The organism is Alkalihalobacillus sp. TS-13, from assembly GCF_019720915.1.
Classification (GTDB): domain Bacteria; phylum Bacillota; class Bacilli; order Bacillales; family Fictibacillaceae; genus Pseudalkalibacillus.
Genome location: NZ_JAHKSI010000001.1, coordinates 1,530,591 through 1,550,082 on the forward strand (window position 1 = coordinate 1,530,591; position 19,492 = coordinate 1,550,082).

Sequence of the window (19,492 nt, forward strand, 5' to 3'; positions counted from 1 at the left end):
ATAGTATAAATGTCATTTGCAGCTGCTTATACGGTTCGTCAAAATTGCGGGACCAAAACTTTTCCGTTTTCAAATTAGACGGTCGGATTTGCACCTGGCATTTTAACCTTAAAAAAAGAATTTTTCATGAATCACAGCCCTCACTGTTTTTGTTCATTTTCCCCTCCATCTTCTTTGTTTATTAGAGAAGATCTGATTTTAGTAAAAAGCATACCATTCACCAAAGCCTATTGAACCTCATAACCTGCAATGGGGGGATTTTATGGGCGCGATGCTTTCTTTGCTCGGAGAAATGGTGATGCTTTATTTGATTGCAATCGTCGGTTATGTTGCGCGTAAAACGAAAATCCTTCCTGATTCTTCGGATTATGTCATCACACAGCTAGTTCTTTATATCACATTACCTGCCCTCATCATGTACTCGATGGATTTTCCGTATGATTCAAAATACATGCACGAGTTTGGCTGGTTGATCGGCTTATCCCTTACTGCCATTTTCATAGCATGCGCTGCTGGAATCCTCTTACGTAAAAAAGCCACCCTTCCAGATGACCAGAAAGGTGTGTATGAAGGTTTGATCGTATTCGGGAATCAAGGTTTCATCGGTTATGCGATCATCTATATCCTGCTTGGAGAAATCGGAATTCTATACACTGCAGTGTTCAATTTTCTGTATATCATTTTAATTTGGACTTATGGAATATATGTAGTCGGTCGCAGGAATGCTTCATTTTCTTGGAGATGGCTTTTCCTTAATCCAGGTGTTATTGCAACGACAGTTGGTTTCTTCATGTTTTTACAGCCCTATCAATGGCCAGTGTCTTTCCATAACCTTTTTAAAACCGTTGGCCTCCCAACCGTGCCCCTTTCCATGCTGATCATTGGAATCTTGCTTGCCAATTTGAATGCTTCGGAGGTACGGAATTATCTTTGTAACACATACTTATGGTCGGCAGTCCTTACAAGGCTGTTGGTCATTCCACTTTGTCTTGTGCCATTCATCTTTCTTCCGGTCAATCCAATTCTCTTACTCGTCGCTGTCCTTGTCGCAGCCACCCCGTCTGCACCAACAATTGCATTGTATGCCCGGAAATATGGTGGAGACCCATACTTTGCATCAGTCGGTTCTTCCGTATCAACCGTACTTTCGACCTTGACGATTAGTTTTCTCTATGGCCTTATTAAGTGGCTTTCATTTTTAAACTGATTGAGCCAAAACAGACCTATCAAACATAATAATCCACTTGTCACCCAGTACAGTACATCAATTCCCATCCATTCAATGATCAAGAAACTCAATAATGGTCCTGTTGCTGAGCCAAGATCCACTGCAACGGTATATGCAGTGATCACTTTTACCTTGGACGTTTTGGATGCTACATCAGAAGCAATCGAATCATTAAGTGTTACCATCATGGTTGACATGACCTGGAAACCGAGTAAAAGGAATAACAAGCTGTAAACAGAAACACCAAATGGGATTAGCGCAAAAAACACAGCACCACCAAATAGAGCTAGAACCAATAATGGATTCCTTCCCCATTTCAAATCTGAAATCTTCCCGATATATGGAGCTAAAAATGGATCCCACCCCCAACGGATCGCTTGAATGATCCCGGCAAAGGAAGCTGCTCCGACGGTAACCCCAAGAAATAGGAATGATCCAGATAATCGGAAATCAATCATCGCGCTTAACGTTGAAGCGAATATCCCAAAAATGATCAACGGAATGAGTAGCCCTGAACAAAGGATAGTCAAAACCTGTGGCTTTTTGAAGATTTGCTTGTCACTCGTAGCTTCACTGGATTGATTGTCTTTTTTCATGGGAGTATTCTCTGACTCGGCTGGAACTGGAGGAACGTACTTCAGTACTAGAGGAATGGCGATTAAAGCCATGAAACCGAATGTATTCGTGACGGTTTGAATACTGACTAAATCGGCAAGTATGCCTCCTGCTAGCATTCCGACTAAACCTCCTAACCCCCAAAGCCCATTGTATAAGCCAACAAGATGTCCTCTTGTTCGGTCTGTTGAGGTATCGATTACGGTAAGATAACCTCCTAACCGTAGGAATGCCCAGGCAACACCCCACAAAGCCCTCATGAAGAATAATAGCCAAAAGCTTTCCAGCCATCCATATGAGAAGGTTGTCAGCATGGCTAAAATGACAGCAAGAAGGACGCCTGTTCGTTTATTCATCCGTAAATAACACCAACCGACCAACGGATTGATCGGAAGGCGGATGAAACGATTGATTGAGAGAAGAATTCCGACTTGCCAGAGGGAAGCTAATCCGAACTCTTCCCAATAAAGCGGTAAAACGATGAACATCATTGCATCTCCTAGGACACAAACTGCCGTAATCAGAGCAATGATGATAACTGGTTTTTTATTCATGACTTTCCCCTTAACGAATCGTTTAATATTTCCAGTTTACTAATAATAAGGGAAAAGTGAAATCCAAAAGGTTCAAATCAACAAAAATGGAATGAAAGCATATAAGAGTACAAGAATACAAAATGACGCTGTACCCCATAGTCCAATCATAGCTATATACCCATTCTCCCCTCTTGCTTTTCCAAAAAGAGCTAAGAGAAGAGCAATGAGACTTACAAGTAAAATCATTTCTCTTGATAAAGCATAGCTGAATACGGCAAATAAAATCAAAATACAATTTATTCCTATTAGTATTATTGCTGATAAACTGAGTGGGTTTGAAATGTTCATGATGTCCTCCTCTATAAAACTACTTTATACCATTCGTTCACCTATCTCTTTTAAATACCCAAAATCATGAAGATTTAATATAAAGTTTTTTCCATTCGTTAAAATATACCGTCTTTGTAATTTTTATTGAGAAAATTCTTTAAGCGCAATTGGTGACACTCCTGCGGGAAAAAGCGGTCCAGGCGCGACCCCGCAGCGAATGAAGGATTTTCGACTAAGAACCACCAAGTCCTGCGCCTGCAGTTACTCGGCGCAAAACTACAAAGTTGGAAAATAAGTACGTGGTCTTGTGGTGAACAATCGTCGAATCCAGCATATGGAAAGCTTCCAAAAATTCTTACCGCAGATTAGGGAAGTGGTGTCCAGCTCATCGACCAGTCACTTGGTTCACTCCAACCTTCCTGCGGTGGTGAAAAAGCCTCCTTGTCAGTTTTCCAGTCACCTACGTCACGAGGCGGGTCGGACGCGGAAAGGGAGTGAATTTCGTAGGAATGATAATTTAGAACTGCATACCCTAATTTTAAAAAGCACCTTCATCAAACGGAAGGTACTTTGGAAGAAGAGCTAGTTTTTTCAAATGGATTTTTCATACTGTTTATAATCCTTCCACGGTTTGAAACCGAAGGACTGATAAAATTCATCCAACTCGGTCCAGTCGATGATAAGGTGTTGGCAGCCGCGTTCTATCGCTGTGTTAATTGCTTGTTGGACAATTGCTTTTCCATATCCTTTTTTACGGTGTGACTTTTTGATTCCTAAAGGACCGATACCACCAAGCTTTTCTTCAAACAACCGGTGCCAATAAACATTGGGGCCAATGACAGGGCTATTCAAATCATTCACACGAACAAATCCTATGATTTCTCCCTTATACTTTGCTGCTATAAAATGATAGCCATCTCCACCCCGGTTAAAATACTCCCGAGCTTCGTGTTCCCATCGTCCAGGAAATGACTCTTCCATGAATGCAAGGAATTTCACCTCCTCGTTCTTCTTCAATTCCGACACTGTAATTTCTGTTGTATCAATCTCTTCAGCATGTTCAGGAGCAACACGATAAAAGTCTTTCACCTTATTCACCTCAACATACCCTCGTTTTTCAAACCATTGGGGAATGTTCGGGACGATGGATGGAATTCCAGGGAAGTAATGATGGACATCCCTTCCGAGAATAATTTTGGCAACACCAACGGCGTCCAATGCTTTTTCAGCTTTTTTTAATAGTTGATCACCGATACCGTTGTTACGGAACTCATCATTTACAAGCAATGCCTGTATCCAACCAATATTGGCCGGCAAATGTTCTTCGTTCTTTTTCGTATACTTCGTTATGATGAAGCCGATGACCATATTCCCTTCCATCACATACCAGGATCCTGCTGAAAACACATAAGGGCAATCGACGCTGTTTTGTCGGAATAATCTTACCGTGATCGGGAAATCACCTCCGATTTCTTCATTCCACAATCCACATAAATCCCCCAACGGTAATGCTTCCTCATCCCATCTTACAAAGTTCATACGATCCACTCCTTTTCAACGGTACATCAAAACCTTCTCACGTTTTTCAATAAATTCATCCAGTAAAGATTCTTGAAGATGTAACCACTCTTGGATCGGCTTCTTTTCAAGCAAGTTTAACCGAAATTCATCTGTTCCGAGAATCAAATCGATCATGTAGCGGGTGTCCTTTAGTTGAATCCATTCAAATGAATCTGGATGAGTGGACTTCAAGGTTTCGATCATGGCAGATGCTGTTTCAACCGGTTTGAAGCGATCACGGTCAACTACATGGATGTGTACGCCTTGGCAGGTCTCCCCATTATATTTGGACGTCGCAGGCTGGAACACCACTTCTCGGAAAAGCACGCCCTCTAAATCATAAGCATCTAATTGCTGCTTCCATTTATAAGAGTCGATCCATGGCGCACCAACCCATTCAAACGGTTTTGTCGTCCCTCTACCTTCTGAAACATTTGTTCCTTCGAAAAAGCATGTGCCAGGGTAGACTTGTGCCATCTCAATGGAAGGGGCATTCGGTGATGGGGGGATCCAAGACAAACCTGTGTCGTCAAACCACATATCGCGCTTCCAATTTTTCATTGGAATAACTGTAAGATCTATATTGAAGCCGTAACCATTATTGAAGTATTTTGCTAATTCTCCAACAGTCATCCCGTGCCTGATCGGCAGTTGATAATTCCCGATGAACGAGGCATATTGCAGATCCAATCGATTCCCTTCGATACGGTTCCCAGAAATCGGATTGGGGCGATCACAGACGATGAACTTTTTACCGAGTCGACCTGCAAGTTTCATCGTATTTGCCAGGGTATAAATATATGTATAAAAGCGAACACCGAGGTCCTGGATATCGAACACCAACAAGTCAATCGTTTCAAACCACTCTTCTTTAGGCGTCTTATTCTTCCCATATAAGCTATAAACAGGAAGTCCGGATCGTCCATCCGTTTGGTGATCGATATGCTCCCCCTCTTTCACCTGCCCTCGCAGACCATGTTCCGGAGAAAAAATCGCTGTAACATTCAATCCGCTTGCCAGCAAAGCATCGATACTCATCTGCATATTTAGGGTGACTGAAGTGTGGTTGATGATGAGACCAATGTTCAAACCTTTATAATCCTCATGGTTTTTCATGAATTCCATCAAGCCTGTATGTACCATTCTAGTCACCCCTCGCAAACGATTCATGCAGATTTTTCACGAAATCCTCTGGACAAGTACCATGCATCGTCTGGTAACTTTCGATAATCGAACCGACTACGGGGGGAGACTTTGGAAGTATCAACTGCACTCCATCAGGAAGATTCTTTTGCAACAATGGCAACAGAAGGTCCCTGCTTTTAAAAACACTGCCCGTCAAGACGACTTTCGTTTGATCTAACTCTTTAAAATGATTGTGAATGATGTGGGAAATGCTTTTCGCGATTTCGTCAGCAGCCTGCTTGACGATATCTACTGCATCCTTATCTTCTAATCGTGCCGCTGCAAAGACATCTTCACAAACAGAGGCGATCCTGCTTCTGCTTTCATTCGTTCCATAGATTACAGAAATGAGTCCTGGCGGTGATGAGATTCCAAACCTTTTGAGCACAAAGTCTGTCAGTATTGTCGGTTGGGTAAATCCATCATAGGCTTCGAATACTTTCTGGAGTGCGAGCCTTCCGATGCCGAATCCGCTTCCTGTATGATCCAATAAATAGCCCCATCCACCTGATCGTACCACGTTTTTATCTGCTGTGACCCCGAATGTGATGGAGCCCGTTCCAGCAATGTTGACAATGCCAGGTTCACCGTTCGTACCTGAATAGAGGGCTGTCAACGCATCATGGCAGAGTTGTACAGTTGTTCCTTCTGGAAATTTCGATTTCAATAATAGGCGTAATTCATCCTTAGAGTAACTGTTCTCTGTACCGGCGATTCCTGCACATACACTTTTGATTTGCGAATATTGTTCAGCATGATTTCGTTTTAGTTGTCCAAAAAGGTCATCAATCGTCTGTTCGATTTCCTTCAAAGTAACGGATACAGGATTACTCGGTCCTCCGTGATGACAGGCAATAAGTTCACCTCTATCGTCTACCAGCGCAACTGTGGTCTTGGATCCTCCCCCATCAATCCCCAGATAATACATGTTCACCCTCCTGCTCCATTTCAATCGAAAAATGGTAACGGTCTGCTCGGAACACTGTCTTGACCGTCTCGAATGGCTCTCCGCTGCTAAGATAAGTCGTCCGATTGACAATCAATACTGGACTTCCTGGCCCGATATCCAACAGGAACCCATCCCTTTCACCGACTAGTGAGGCTTCGATTTGCTGTTCCGCTCTATGAATCTCCAACTTCAATTCTTTCCTGACAAAATCGTAGATAGACCCTCCTGTATCCTTCTCAGAAAGGTTGGAAAAGAGTTTGATAGGCAGATAAGCCATCTCGATTGCAACTGGCTCTTCATTAGCAAACCTGATCCGCTCCAGCTCGATTACTTTCTTTTCTGATTCGCTATCCAGTTTTTTAAGGATGTGTTCCGGTGGATTTGGAACCGTCTTGAAAGATACCACTTTTGTGGATGGCTCGATCCCTCGCCGTCTCATGTCTTCTGAAAAACTAGCGATCCCTTTCAACTGATAACCGATTTTCGGTACAGAAACGAATGTGCCTTTTCCCCTTTCACGATACAAAACCCCTTTATTTACCAGGTTGTTGATCGCCTGCCTCACTGTCATCCTGCTGATTTGAAATTTCTCTGATAGCTCCCGTTCAGATGGAATAAGATCACCTGTATGATAGCCGCCTTTTTTGATTTCTGTGGTCAAGTATTGTTCCACCTGAGTATAAAGCGGTAATGTGGAGTGTTTATTGATCATTGGAATCCTCCTCTCCTTTTTCGAGTGCATCTTTTGTAACGATCAATGTGACGGATGGATGTTCATTCAAGACGGTAACCGGCCAGTTCTGATCGATCCTTCCACTCAATAAGGCGTGAACTGCCTCAGATTTCTCCGGTCCTGAAGCCAATAAGAGGATCGATCTGCTTTTCATGATCGTTGAAATTCCGACTGTAATCGCCTGAGTAGGAACTTCCTCCTTCCGCTCAAAAAACCTTGCATTCGCCTCTCTCGTACTTTCCGTCAGATCCACTACATGAGTCTTCGATTCGAACGATGTCCCTGGCTCATTGAACCCGATATGTCCGTTCCGACCGACTCCCAAAATCTGAAGGTCTACTCCGTCCGCTTGTTCAATTACCTTTTCATATCTGAGACACTCTGCTTGAAGATCCTCGCTCAGACCGTCTGGAACTAACGCCCGGTCAGGTAATAGGTTAAGTGGTTCATATAGGTGTTCATAAATATAGCGCCAATAGCTTTCTTCATGATCTCGAGCCAAACCGACATACTCATCTAAATTCACGGTCGTTACCTTTGATAAGTCAAGTTTTTCATTGAGGACTTTATCAACCAGATGCTCATAAGTTCCTGCTGGTGTCCCTCCGGTTGCCACACCTAATACTAGCTCTGGATTTCTTTTTATCTCATCAAATAAAATTAAAGAACCCCTTACGCTCATCTCCTGCTCATCATTAACGGTGATCACGTTCATTTCATCAACCCCTCGTACAAGCAATTTCTCCGCGGCAAATTGTCATTTTTAACGATAGATTTTCATCAAGAACAATCAGGTCGGCATCTTTCCCGATATCAATAGACCCTTTCCGATCGTATACGCCATACTGTTTTGCAGGATTAATGGATGACATGAAAATCACATCTACAATTTCAGCATCTGTGAACGTTGACATATTTTCGAAAGCTTTTTGCATCGTCAATACACTACCCGCTAAAGTACCGTCCTGCAGAGTCGCTTTACCGTCTTCAACATGGACGTCCTGGCCGCCTAAATCATAGCTTCCATTCCCTAAGCACTTGGCTCTCATTGCATCCGTGATCATCAATAGTCCTCGCTTCCCTTTAATCTCATAAGCAAGCCGAATCATTTCAGGAGAACAATGGAGTCCATCAGTAATGATTTCAGCTATAGCATCAGAATTTAGAAAAGCACCGCCGACGACACCGGGCTCCCGGTGATGCATAGAACGCATACCGTTATAAAGATGGGTGAACTGTTTCGCCCCTGCCTTCAGAGCCTTCCGGACTTCTGCATAGGTTGCATCACTATGGCCGATCGACGCAACAACCCCCTGGCTGGTGATTTCCTTGATAAAATCAAGTGCGCCTATTATCTCTGGCGCAATCGTTACCACTTTGATGTTGCCACCCGATAGCCTGTTCCAATGGTTGAATGCATCCAGGTTCGGTGTCTGGATATATTTTGGATTTTGGGCGCCTCTCTTTTTCTTAGAAATGAATGGACCCTCCAGATGAATTCCGATGACTTCCGTTTTCCCTCTTTCATTGTGATTTGTCATGTACTCATGGACCGAAGTGAGGGCTTGTTCGATTTCATGACCCGGTGCAGTCATCGTCGTAGGCAGAAAACTCGTCGTCCCTTCAGCCACAAGAACTTTTGCCATTTCATCGATCGACTCAACCGTTCCATCCATAACATCATGCCCGTTTGCACCATGAATATGACCATCGATCCGACCAGGTAAAACAAGGTCGCCATCCTCTAGTTCGATATCCGAGGGCTTTATTTTTTTGTCGCTTAAGTCCTTAATTCTACCATTTTCAATATGTATAGTACCTGGCTGGAAACGTTGCTCACCAATAAAAACTTTGCCTCCAGTAATCGTCTGAATTGTCATACACTCCACCTCTTTTATTCAGTATATATAATTACTGGTACAGTTGTCTATACCAGCACAGGAGAAGTATCAAACGATGAATTTTTCTAGTTTATCAAAGGGATATTTTTTCCCAAATTCGTAGGAGGATTCACTAATTCCAAGGAGGAATCTCCCAAATTCATATGTTTATTTCCTGATTTCAGGTATTTATTATGCAAAATATAGAAAAGAAAACTTTGCAAAGCCAAGCCTTAGCGCAGGCTGAGCCTTAGTTGCGCTTTTACTGAAGAAAGTATTTTCTTTGTTTAAGTGTAAAAAAGCCTGCTGAGTATATGCTTAGCAGACCTTATTTTCACCAAAATACTTAACTAAAATTCCGCAATCCAGGAACTTTCATGAGGATGATAAAGGCGAAGATGACAATCAATAGCGCACCAGTTAGCATAATCGATGTTATATCAGCTCCGGTTGAAAGTACACCTGAGGTAATCGCAAACGATACCGGCACGAGTCCGAGAGAAGCCATGGATAACAGACTCATCACTCGCCCCATCATTTCTTCTTTCACCGCCGATTGAATGGCAGCAATAATCGGGATATTAATGACAGAAAAGGTACTACCTAACAAAGCGATTAGAATCAAGCTTTGCCACAAAGCTTCTGTAAAGCTGAAAAGTGCAAAAAACAATCCTGATCCCATTACCGCGAATATTACGACAAGCCCCCTTTTCTTTCGGACGTTCAATATACCGATGATAATTGAGCCTACAAGCATTCCACCCGCGAATGTACCTTCAAGATAACTAAAGTCAAGCGAATTCCCACCTATCACATTTTTAACGAAAAGCGGCAATCCCATCTGTAATGGTCCAACCATGAATAGATTGATAAAGACGGCAAACAACAAAAGGGAACTTAAGAATGCTGATTGTTTTACATAAGTAACTCCTTCTTTGATGGAAGTGAGTAGATTTGAGGGAGACTGATTTTCCGAAGTATCTTCCTTCTTTTTGACCCGGATAAGGAATATCGAAATACTTGCGATGATGAGTAAAACAGCAGTGAGAGAAAAGGCAAGTACGTAGCTGCCTAATGCGATGATTGCACCGGCAAGCATCGGGCCGACTATAAAAGATGACTGGCTTGTCATTTGGATGACTGAATTCGCTCTTGTCAGTTGTTGCTTATTAATCAACGAAGGTAATAGTCCCCCATTAGCTGGCCAAAAGAACGCATCCAATATCCCGAAGACAAGGGCAAACGAAACGAACGACCAGATCGAGACTTCCCCTAACAGAAGCCATACGACGAGCGCTATTGCCACAAAGGCTCGAAGAATATCTGATAAAAACATGATGACATTTTTGCTGAAGCGATCAGCTACTGCACCGCCTAAGACCATGAAGAGTACACGCGGAACACTCGACGCAATATATACCAAACCTAGAGAAGCTTGCAGGTTCATCACTTCAACAACATACCATGCTTGAGAGAACATGAAGATCGCTAATCCGAAGCTTGAGCATAGCCCGGCAATCCATAACAATAAAAAATTTCGATTTTTCCATATCGCAGGGGAGGTTTCCCCTTGTTGTGGCCGTGTTTCAACAACCTCTTCCATAATATCCCCTCCAACTTATAACCTCACTACCATTTTCTTCTAACCTTCAGTTCTTTCACACTGTCTTAAGGCGGTTTTTGACCTCCGCCTCAAGACTGAGTTTTATTTTTGAAGGTACCGATACACCATTTGTTCATACAAAAGCATCATGCTCTTAAGTTTGGAATCATTCTTATGGAAGAGTAATTGCACTAAGATTCCATCCCAAATGGACCAGAAGAGTTTCGAAAAATCGTTTACCTGGATATCTTCCCTGAACTCCCCTTTTTCGACCCCCTCCTCCACGATTTCCTTGATCAATGAGGTGAACATCTCTACCCTTTCGGTAAACAGCGCTTCCTTATCGTTTCTTGATATATAAATCCAAAACTCAAACTGGACTGAAATCTTATTGAAATCTTCCTTACCAACAGAACCGCTGATCAAGTGTTGAAAGATGTATTTAAGTTTTGCAGAGGCGCTATCCTGTTTTGCAAGTTGTTTTTTTATCTCGAGGAATTGTTCCGCACTTTTTTCATTCAATTTATAAAAGATTTCCTCTTTGCTTGAAAAGTATAAGTAAATTGATCCTTTACTCGTGCCGGATGCTTTTGCGATGTCATCCACCGTTGTATCACTGAATCCTTTGTCTGCAAAACATTGGGCTGCTGCATTTAAAATGACAGCTATTTTCTCTTCCTTATACTTTTTCGATACTTTTGGCATTGCTTTCAATCGGCTCCTTCATTACTTTTTCCATACATACCTGGCTGATCATTGTCGAGAATCCTCTGTTCATCACTGTTTCATATTGAGGTTTTGTTTCCGTGGAGAGATTGATGATGAGACGTTTACAGGAACGTTTTGGCTCTAAAACCTTATAAAGCAAAGAATCGACCAGGTTGTGCGGATTATGGAAATCGACGTCTCCACCTAGTTGATGAAGGACGATGACAGCGGCGTTTCCATCTGGTTTTAAACTCCGTCGATATAATGCATATCCAACCTGCTTTCCTTCATGTGAAACAATCACCGCTTCACCATTCGCCACACTTTGCCACTGTGTCTGCCATGGACTCTTTTTTTGATAAAAACTCAACTTGCTGACTTTTTCAGGTGTTGTATGTTCAAAATCATATTCATACGGTAATTCAAAGTCTTCAAAGTGTGGCTGCAATGATCCATCTTGTTGTAAAAAGTCCACCCTGTCGGTGATTTCATATCCAAGCGATTCATAAAGTTTGATTGCAGCAGTGTTTTCGTTAATAGCTTCCAGTGTCGCAGTATCGACTTCTTTCTGCTTGTAAATTTCTATAGCTGATTCCATCATCTGTTTTCCGATACCCGTTCTTCTGAATTCCGGTGCTACACCCGTTCCACCGTTATAACTGATTGTTTTGCCATCAACTGTCCTGAATCCGTTTAACACGATACCAGCTGGAACTCCATCCATATACGCTACGATTGAGTCTTCAGCAGATAGGCCTTCCTGGACCATACGCTGTAAGAAACGATCGACCGACATCGTCATATCTGTAAAATAACCTTTGAATCCTGAATTCCAAGCCTCAATTACATCCGACAGCGGGCAAGATGACATTCGCTTAATCTCTCTCATGAATTTTTCCTCCTTTTTCATAAAACTGACTGGTTAGTTTTTTATATTCTCAGTATGAACCAAATGTGATTAGAAATCAAGAAAAAAATGGTAAATCACTCACTCTAGAATTTCGTATGAAGAAATGTGGGAAGGATTGATGTAAAGTGAAGGGTGGATCTCGATCATTTCATCTCGAACAGTATCATCTTCAGTTTTGACGATTGACTGGAAATCGGATTTATCCATTTGAAGGACATATTCTTTACCGCTATTCATCACAACTTTAATTCTCATCCTCTATTCCCCCTCTATTAACCTTGTATAACTATATTCGCAGACGAGCAATTCATTTCCTTCCGAATGATTGGCCGGCAAGAAAATATAGTTGACGGAAGAAGATCCCTATTCTAAGGTGGATAAAGGACGGTGACATGAACGATGGAGAAAAAGCTGCTAAGAAAAATGATAGACAGATGTTTAGTTAATTATTTCGGAGATTTGGAGCTATCTCCGCTCACAGAAGATGAATATGACGAATTGATCGAACAAGTAACATTCGATTTAAACACCCAACAGGAAGAAGAAGTTTTTACGATCGTGCATGATAAGGTTTATTCCTATCTTTCAGCAGCACAATAGGGTCTTAGCTATAGAACTAGAAGGAATGTAGCTCAATATCAGAGCACACATTAGGAGAGAAGTTACTTACTGGATCGCGGATCTAGGTGCAAATCCTAGATTTTTCGGTGCAATCCGGAAAAATAACGGTGTAATTCTGAAAAATATCGGTGCAAACTCAAAATATTTTGGTGATTTCTAAAATGTGATCCTTTTTAAAAAAACTGCTCCCGACCTCACATCTGGAACAGTCTTCTCTCATTTTTGTCGAAATGCTTTTTTTCCCAGCCTCTCAACGATTGCCGGCATGAGCTGGTACAGCTTACTGCCTGCTTCCATCCATCCAGGCAGATTGATTTCTCGGACAGGTTTATCAATCGCAGCGACCACCCTTGTAGCGACTTCACTAGGCTTGAGCATCCATTTTGCGATGTTCTTCTCATATTGACCCGTTTTGTCTGCAATAGTGAAAAAATTGGTTTTCATCGGACCTGGATTCACAGTTGTGACATAGATGCCATAATCCTTCACTTCCATCCGTAAACTGTTCGCAAACCCGAGAACAGCATGTTTCGTTGCTGCATAAACACTGCCCTTCACTGTTGCCAGCTTTGCAGCTTGGGAGGCGACGTTGATGATATGACCGCTCTTCTGCTCGATCATTCCAGGTAAAACAGCTTTCGTACAAGCCATCAAGCCTAAGACATTCGTATTGAACATCCCTTCGATATCTTCCATTTTCGCATCTTCAAAATAATCAAAAACCCCGAAACCAGCATTATTTATAAGAACATCAATCGCTCCAACCTCATGCTGCACCTGATTGAACACAGCTTCGATGTTCTTTTTGTCTTGAATATCCAGTTGAAAACTAAGCGCAGTCGTTTTATAATCGTTCTTAATTTCATTGCGAAGGTGTTCGAGCTTTTCGAAGGATCGGGCCATCAACACAGGAGTCCAACCTTTCGACGCAACCATTCTTGCCATTTCTGCTCCAATTCCGCTCGAAGCACCGGTGATGACGACGATCTTCCTGTCGTTCACCTACATCACCTCTTTCGCTTGAAAATAAAGAACACCATCTTGTTCCGTAACCCGGATCTGATCATTTCTGCTCAATAAATCGAGATGGCCAAGCGTTTCTGACATCGTCAATCCTAGTTCCTTCAGGAAAATTGTTGGAAACAGGTTCTGACAGATTTCAAATCCTGTTTTTGGTTGATCGATGATCATATCCCTGATATCACCTGCACGCTCTTCTTGTTTCACTAAACGTTTTCTAATCAGATCCTTAGGATTTGCAACTGGTTTTCCGTGACCCGCATATACCATATTGACGTTTAAGTCTAGTAGTTTTCTAAGCGAGTCACGGTATTGAAGCAACGTTTTCGGCCGTTCCTGAACACCGATCGGCGGTGGCTCGATCAAGGCATTGGATGAGATGTGTTGTATGAGGTGATCACCACCGATCATGAAGCCATCCTCCTCTTTAAAAAGGGAGAGATGTCCTTGAGCATGACCCGGTGTCTCGATAACGATCCATCCCGGTAAGCCATCAATTCGATCTCCTTCTTTTACGATCGTATGTATGTTGATGGAACAAGAATAATCCAAATATCCGCGAATACGTTGCATCGCTTTTTCATGGAATTTTTCAATACCCATTTCTCTATAGACTCTCAAGTAAAAAGCATCATGGTGTTCAAGAAAGGCCGGATCTTTTTGCAGCCAGGGCTGATTGTAAGCTAATCCTATGAATCTCGTACCATTGCCTTTCAAGTAATCTGCGAGCCCTACATGGTCTGGATGATGATGTGTGAGTATAACCTGGTCTATATCAGTTACATTGAATCCTAGTTTATTGATTTGGGTAAGAAATGCTTCCCACGCTTCTTTCGTTTTCGGTCCAGTATCGACCAGTGTCAGTTTTTCATCATTTATAAGATATACATTAACATCACCGACTGTAAAGGGAGTCGGTAACGTAATACAGTGGATATCAGTTGTATTGTCCAAAACAAAAACGCCTCCGTATGTTGATCTGAATCAAGCAGTCTTGAAATTGAAATACTATATGATACTTGATGGTACTCTGAAAAAGTAGAGTGCTTTCATTTTAGCAGAAGGGAGAATCATTTAAAAATGAGAACAATCAATCGAATCACCTTCGTCGGCGCAGGGTCGATGGCAGAATCAATCATAAAAGGCCTGGTTTCAAGAAAAATGATTCCCTCTTCGAATATCATGGTCACCAACCGTACAGATGAGGAGCGGCTGGAGTACCTTGAAGATAAATACGGGATCCATATCTCCCACGATGATGAACGTATTTTGACGGAAACGGATCTGATCATCCTGGCGATGAAACCGAAAGATGCTCAATCCGGTCTTGAACGAATCCGTCCTTATGTGAAAGACTCCCATATTATCACTTCTGTCATGGCCGGTATCACCACAGAATTTATTGAGAGCGTCCTAGAATGTGATTGCCCAGTCATCCGGACGATGCCGAATACCTCAGCCGAAATCGGTAATTCTACGACGACCTTATGTATCGGAAAAAATACAACCCTGGAGCAAAGCCAGATAGTGGAAGAGCTTTTCAAGGCGATCGGTTCTGTAACCGTGGTCCAAGAGCAATATATGGATGCAACTACAGCACTTGCTGGCAGTGGGCCAGCCTATCTTTACTATATCGCAGAAGCCATGAAACAAGCAGCCATAAACCTTGAGTTGGATGAAGATAAAGCCAGGGAATTGATTGCTGAGACAATGATCGGTGCAGGACAAATGATGAAAGCATCCAGCACCGACCTGAATCAGCTCAGAATAAATATTACAAGCCCAGGTGGTACAACCGAAGCAGGATTGCATGCCTTGATGGAACGGGATGTCGAGGGTGCCTTTAAACACTGTATTCTTGATTCCGCAAAACGCTCCAAAGAACTGCAGAAGCATTTTTCAACAATACAAAAAAATCCTGCTAAACGATAGAGATTGTAATTCTTAAAACGGCTGTTAAAGAAGAGGCTTAACCCATTAGCCTGGGCAAAGGGGAAATCCACTCTTAGCAGAAACAGAATGGGAAAGACCGCTAACGGACACAAGAGACCTTATTTTCCATAAACTTGTTTTATTTATAAAGGCTGTTATCTAAAAGTTTGTTGCTATTGAAAAAACTTTGAAGCCTGTAAGTGTGAAATATACGAGACTCCAGCGGGATCAGCGGACCAAGCGAGACCCCACAGCGAGGAACGAGCGAGGAGGCTTGCGGTTCGCCCGCGGAAAGCGAGTATATTGCCACGAATCAAATAACAACAAAAATAACGGACACCAGAGATCTTATTTCGTGAAAATCAGCTCTTTTGTTCACAGATAACGGCTCGTATGTCCGTTGCGATTCCAGAAAAAATCCAAACCAAAAAGGGTGATCCAAACATTGCTGAAAATCGATGTTTAAGATCAGCCCTTTTTTTTATCTATTATTTCAACAGTTTATGGATCGCTGTACCGAGCATATCGTGGAAAACTCCGAACGAATAGTCGATATTCAAACGTTCCGTCCAACGATGAGGATCCCGTCCTAATGGTCCCAGGTTCATGACGGGGATCTTAAGCTGCTGTAGTTCATCCAGCGGAAAATGATAACCGTTCTGATAGAGCGGCATATTTCTGAATAAAGGAATAAGTCCTTCGACTGGCTGCGAGAGGCTCGTAAAACTCAAATCGGATAACCCAGCAAAATAATGCTGATTTTTCAGTACGACATTGTGTTGGTTTTTTGCATATTCGATCATCTCTCCTACCACTTGTTTGATAAAAGGATTCTCACGTGACGAGACAGCCGGATAGAACGGAGGACTGTAGAACAAGACGATCATCGGTCCCTCTTCTTTACAGAGTGAAGCCAGATCGAACACGATGCGGGTAGAAAGGTCACGGTCGCCTATCAACCTATAACTACCAGCGATATACGCCTGCCGTCGGACGATCTCAGCTTCTCCGTATTGTTCAATCGCTTTTTCCAGCAACTCCTGATACGTAAAGACTGAAATTTTACTATCAATCGGATCGAACGATTCCCACTGGTTGAAGGAAACGGCTCTCTCATTTAACTGTTTTTCAATACGCCCTGCTACCCTGTTCGCAATCGCCAACAAATCCTTATTGATTTCATTTATAGAGCGTTCCATCGTCATCATATTGAAAAGCGTCACCGCAACATGGGGGATCTGTACAGAATACTCCTCTTTCAAATCCTTTTGCATCAAATTGGTTGGTGGCGGTGTAACTTCCCCTTCAATCACTTCACAAAAATCGGTGTTAAGTTCCAGCTCCCTTGTCAATTCGGAAACCATGTAATTCGCGTTGATCCCGGAAAAAGGTTCTCCGACATGTGTCTCCATGCCGTAGCACAAGAAACCTGGCAATAGCTTTCCGATCGAACCTGTATACACATATTGGTTCGTATCTCCTGGGTAACGGGTAAAAACAGGCTCTGAATTCAAGCAGGCTTTATAATGTAAATCGTGTGTCTGGGACATCTCAAGAAGGACTTCTACCGCTTCCATCATACCTGTGGAGTTTGCTTCCTCATCAGGGACTGTCAACAATAGGATATTCCCATCAAATTCTCCCAGACTCGCTTTTTCCATCATCGACATCTGAAGCGCTAAGCCTGCCTTCATATCCATTGACCCTCTGCCAAAAAGCCATTCGCCGCTTTTCAAATCATCCTGGACAGCTTCCGGCAGGTCATTTTTGATCGTCATATATTCGGCTGTCAGTTCTTTTGGACGAAAAGCAAGGTTTTTGAATTCCCCGTAATCTTCTACATCGACGACATCGAAATGACTGATGAGAATCACCGTCTCCGAACTGTTCCCCTTTCTTATCAATCCTGTGACGAATTTACGCCCATCACTAGTAGGATGAATCTGTAAATCCAATGGATGATCCTTGAAATATTGAAGATCATTGAGCCTCATATGGATGAATTCACTGATCGCAATTTCCGCATCGGACCCAGTAATACTTGGAAACTCAACTAAATGACAAAGCAATTCCTTCAAACTTTCTTTATCCTGCCATTTCTTCATAGATGCTCACTCCCATACACTACCTAAAGTATTTGTCGAATTTGGTATTCTTATAGATGAAGATTTCGGTGTTTGTGATTGAAATCCTTTTATTTATTAGGCTTTATTAAATAATACTGTTAATTTCTGACTAAGTATAATTGAAGCGAAATTCACAACACTCCTGCGGGAAAAGCAAGCCCAGCGAGACCCGGCAAACGAATTAAGGATCTTCGAGTATAATGATGAATTTCGACTAATTACCACTACGTCCTGTGGTGAACGTCGAAGCCAGTACATCCTGTACATGTGAGGAGGCTTGCGGATGTAGGTTAATACAGGGAAGTGATGACTAGCTCAGCGACCCAGTCACTTGGATCACTTCAAACTTCCTGCGGCGGCGACAGCCTCCTCGTCATTTTTCCGGTGACCTACGTGACTATTCGGGCCGCTTCCGCTTTTAAGTGAATTTCGTGAAAATTAACAATAAAGTATAACAAAGCCACACATTAAAAAACTTCAGACAGGATATTCTTAAACAGGAAGCAAAATATGAATGAATCGTATATACTATATAGAAAACCTGTCAGCGCAAAGCCTAAGCAATGAAATTCTTTCACAGAAATCAATAAATACTCTCAACAAAAAACTCTATGTTAAACTATACATCAACCAAAATTGAAGTCGTCGATAAGGAGCGATCTCTTTTGACATATATATTTGCACATCGAGGAGCAAGTAAATATGCCCCTGAAAACACGATGTCCGCTTTTAAAAAGGCTTTAGAAATGAAAGCAGATGGTATCGAGCTTGATGTACAGCTAACGAAAGATAAAATACCTGTCATCATTCATGATGAAACAGTTAAACGTACGACTGACGGAAAAGGATTCGTCAGCGAGTTCACATATAATCAATTGCAAAACCTTGATGCAGGAAAATGGTTTTCGAAACAATTTAATGGCGAACGTATCCCGACATTGGAAGAGTTCCTCATCTGGATGAAACAGACAAAGTTGTTATTGAATATTGAATTAAAAAATACAATAATCCCCTATTATGGTATGGAAAAAATCGTTTATGAGCTAGTGGATCGACACACAATGAAAGATCGTGTCATTTATTCCTCGTTCAATCACTATAGCTTACAGGAATTGAAACAAATCGATTCAACTGTAGAGATTGGACCACTCTATTCCTCAGGTCTTTATGAACCCTGGAATTATGTGAAGAGTTTATCTACTGATTGTGTCCATCCACATTGGCGGACCTTACATCCTGCTATTCTGAAAGGGTTCAGGGATCATGATATAAAAGTCAGAGTTTACACTGTAAACGATCCTAAAAAAATTAAATGGCTATGTGATCAAAAGGTCGAAGCAATCATTACCGATGTGCCAGATACCGCCAGAGCAGTTGCTGACGGATCCTTGCTCGTCAAACCATCCGTCATCGGCAATGTCTTTCATAAAATTAATCCGAAAAGTTATTTTTGAGCGAATGACCCATCATCAAAGCGAACACGATGCATGGGTTTTTTTGCCTTTGTTGTCACCTCCCCTTTACGAAGCAAATTCCAAAAGGTGTATTCGTTTGTT

Annotated in this window: 19 protein-coding genes; 4 read left to right on the forward strand and 15 right to left on the reverse strand. The window is 42.1% G+C overall.

Going from position 1 to position 19,492, the window contains the following annotated elements; all coding sequences use genetic code 11:
- Positions 1-262 precede the first annotated feature (262 nt).
- Positions 263-1,207, forward strand: coding sequence for an AEC family transporter (locus KOL94_RS07650; RefSeq protein ID WP_221565393.1), 945 nt, complete (start codon positions 263-265; stop codon positions 1,205-1,207).
- On the opposite strand, the gene KOL94_RS07655 is transcribed toward KOL94_RS07650, so the two are convergent.
- The 12 genes from KOL94_RS07655 to KOL94_RS07710 all read right to left on the reverse strand — a co-directional run bounded on the left by KOL94_RS07655 (position 1,171) and on the right by KOL94_RS07710 (position 12,492).
- Positions 1,171-2,397, reverse strand: a complete 1,227-nt coding sequence (locus tag KOL94_RS07655; protein ID WP_221565395.1) for an MFS transporter — start codon at positions 2,395-2,397, stop codon at positions 1,171-1,173. The two genes, KOL94_RS07650 and KOL94_RS07655, sit on opposite strands and share 37 nt — an antisense overlap.
- A 72-nt stretch (positions 2,398-2,469) precedes the next feature.
- A complete protein-coding gene (locus tag KOL94_RS07660) occupies positions 2,470-2,727 on the reverse strand; it encodes a hypothetical protein (protein ID WP_221565397.1) in 258 nt (85 codons plus the stop codon).
- Between the two features lie 573 nt (positions 2,728-3,300).
- Positions 3,301-4,248: a GNAT family N-acetyltransferase gene (locus KOL94_RS07665; RefSeq protein ID WP_221565399.1), complete on the reverse strand. Its 948-nt coding sequence runs from the start codon at positions 4,246-4,248 to the stop codon at positions 3,301-3,303.
- A gap of 15 nt (positions 4,249-4,263) precedes the next feature.
- Positions 4,264-5,412: an exo-beta-N-acetylmuramidase NamZ family protein gene (locus KOL94_RS07670; protein ID WP_221565400.1), complete on the reverse strand. Its 1,149-nt coding sequence runs from the start codon at positions 5,410-5,412 to the stop codon at positions 4,264-4,266.
- A gap of 1 nt (position 5,413) precedes the next feature.
- Positions 5,414-6,382: an N-acetylglucosamine kinase gene (locus tag KOL94_RS07675; protein WP_221565401.1), complete on the reverse strand. Its 969-nt coding sequence runs from the start codon at positions 6,380-6,382 to the stop codon at positions 5,414-5,416.
- The gene (locus tag KOL94_RS07680; protein ID WP_221565402.1) at positions 6,363-7,115 is read right to left on the reverse strand and encodes a GntR family transcriptional regulator; all 753 of its coding nucleotides are present in this window, start codon (positions 7,113-7,115) and stop codon (positions 6,363-6,365) included. Before KOL94_RS07680 ends, KOL94_RS07675 begins: the two co-directional genes overlap by 20 nt.
- Positions 7,105-7,851, reverse strand: coding sequence for a glucosamine-6-phosphate deaminase (nagB, locus tag KOL94_RS07685; RefSeq protein WP_221565403.1), 747 nt, complete (start codon positions 7,849-7,851; stop codon positions 7,105-7,107). The genes KOL94_RS07680 and nagB overlap by 11 nt, the downstream gene beginning before the upstream one ends.
- 4 nt (positions 7,852-7,855) lie before the next feature.
- The gene (gene nagA / locus KOL94_RS07690) at positions 7,856-9,016 is read right to left on the reverse strand and encodes an N-acetylglucosamine-6-phosphate deacetylase (protein ID WP_221565404.1); all 1,161 of its coding nucleotides are present in this window, start codon (positions 9,014-9,016) and stop codon (positions 7,856-7,858) included.
- 346 nt (positions 9,017-9,362) lie between these two features.
- Complete coding sequence (locus KOL94_RS07695; protein ID WP_221565405.1) at positions 9,363-10,619, reverse strand: MFS transporter; 1,257 nt, start codon at positions 10,617-10,619, stop codon at positions 9,363-9,365.
- Positions 10,620-10,721: 102 nt separating this feature from the next.
- Positions 10,722-11,324 (reverse strand): TetR/AcrR family transcriptional regulator, encoded by a 603-nt coding sequence (locus KOL94_RS07700; RefSeq protein WP_221565406.1) that lies wholly within the window; start codon positions 11,322-11,324, stop codon positions 10,722-10,724.
- On the reverse strand, positions 11,299-12,216 hold the full coding sequence (locus KOL94_RS07705; RefSeq protein WP_221565407.1) for a GNAT family N-acetyltransferase: 918 nt from the start codon (positions 12,214-12,216) through the stop codon (positions 11,299-11,301). Before KOL94_RS07705 ends, KOL94_RS07700 begins: the two co-directional genes overlap by 26 nt.
- A gap of 99 nt (positions 12,217-12,315) precedes the next feature.
- Complete coding sequence (locus KOL94_RS07710) at positions 12,316-12,492, reverse strand: hypothetical protein (RefSeq protein WP_221565408.1); 177 nt, start codon at positions 12,490-12,492, stop codon at positions 12,316-12,318.
- Between the two features lie 144 nt (positions 12,493-12,636).
- On the opposite strand from KOL94_RS07710, the gene KOL94_RS07715 reads away from it, so the two are divergent.
- Positions 12,637-12,837, forward strand: coding sequence for a YqzH family protein (locus KOL94_RS07715; protein WP_221565410.1), 201 nt, complete (start codon positions 12,637-12,639; stop codon positions 12,835-12,837).
- A 237-nt stretch (positions 12,838-13,074) separates the two neighbouring features.
- Here KOL94_RS07715 and KOL94_RS07720 read toward each other — a convergent pair whose 3' ends face one another.
- Positions 13,075-13,860 (reverse strand): SDR family NAD(P)-dependent oxidoreductase, encoded by a 786-nt coding sequence (locus tag KOL94_RS07720; protein WP_221565412.1) that lies wholly within the window; start codon positions 13,858-13,860, stop codon positions 13,075-13,077.
- Positions 13,861-14,832: an MBL fold metallo-hydrolase gene (locus tag KOL94_RS07725; RefSeq protein ID WP_221565414.1), complete on the reverse strand. Its 972-nt coding sequence runs from the start codon at positions 14,830-14,832 to the stop codon at positions 13,861-13,863.
- Positions 14,833-14,958: 126 nt separating this feature from the next.
- On the opposite strand from KOL94_RS07725, the gene proC reads away from it, so the two are divergent.
- A complete protein-coding gene (gene proC / locus KOL94_RS07730; RefSeq protein ID WP_221565416.1) occupies positions 14,959-15,810 on the forward strand; it encodes a pyrroline-5-carboxylate reductase in 852 nt (283 codons plus the stop codon).
- Positions 15,811-16,298: 488 nt separating this feature from the next.
- Here proC and KOL94_RS07735 read toward each other — a convergent pair whose 3' ends face one another.
- A complete protein-coding gene (locus tag KOL94_RS07735; protein WP_221565418.1) occupies positions 16,299-17,915 on the reverse strand; it encodes a M20/M25/M40 family metallo-hydrolase in 1,617 nt (538 codons plus the stop codon).
- A 686-nt stretch (positions 17,916-18,601) separates the two neighbouring features.
- Here KOL94_RS07735 and KOL94_RS07740 point away from each other — a divergent pair.
- Positions 18,602-19,390, forward strand: a complete 789-nt coding sequence (locus tag KOL94_RS07740) for a glycerophosphodiester phosphodiesterase (RefSeq protein ID WP_221565420.1) — start codon at positions 18,602-18,604, stop codon at positions 19,388-19,390.
- Positions 19,391-19,492 lie beyond the last annotated feature (102 nt).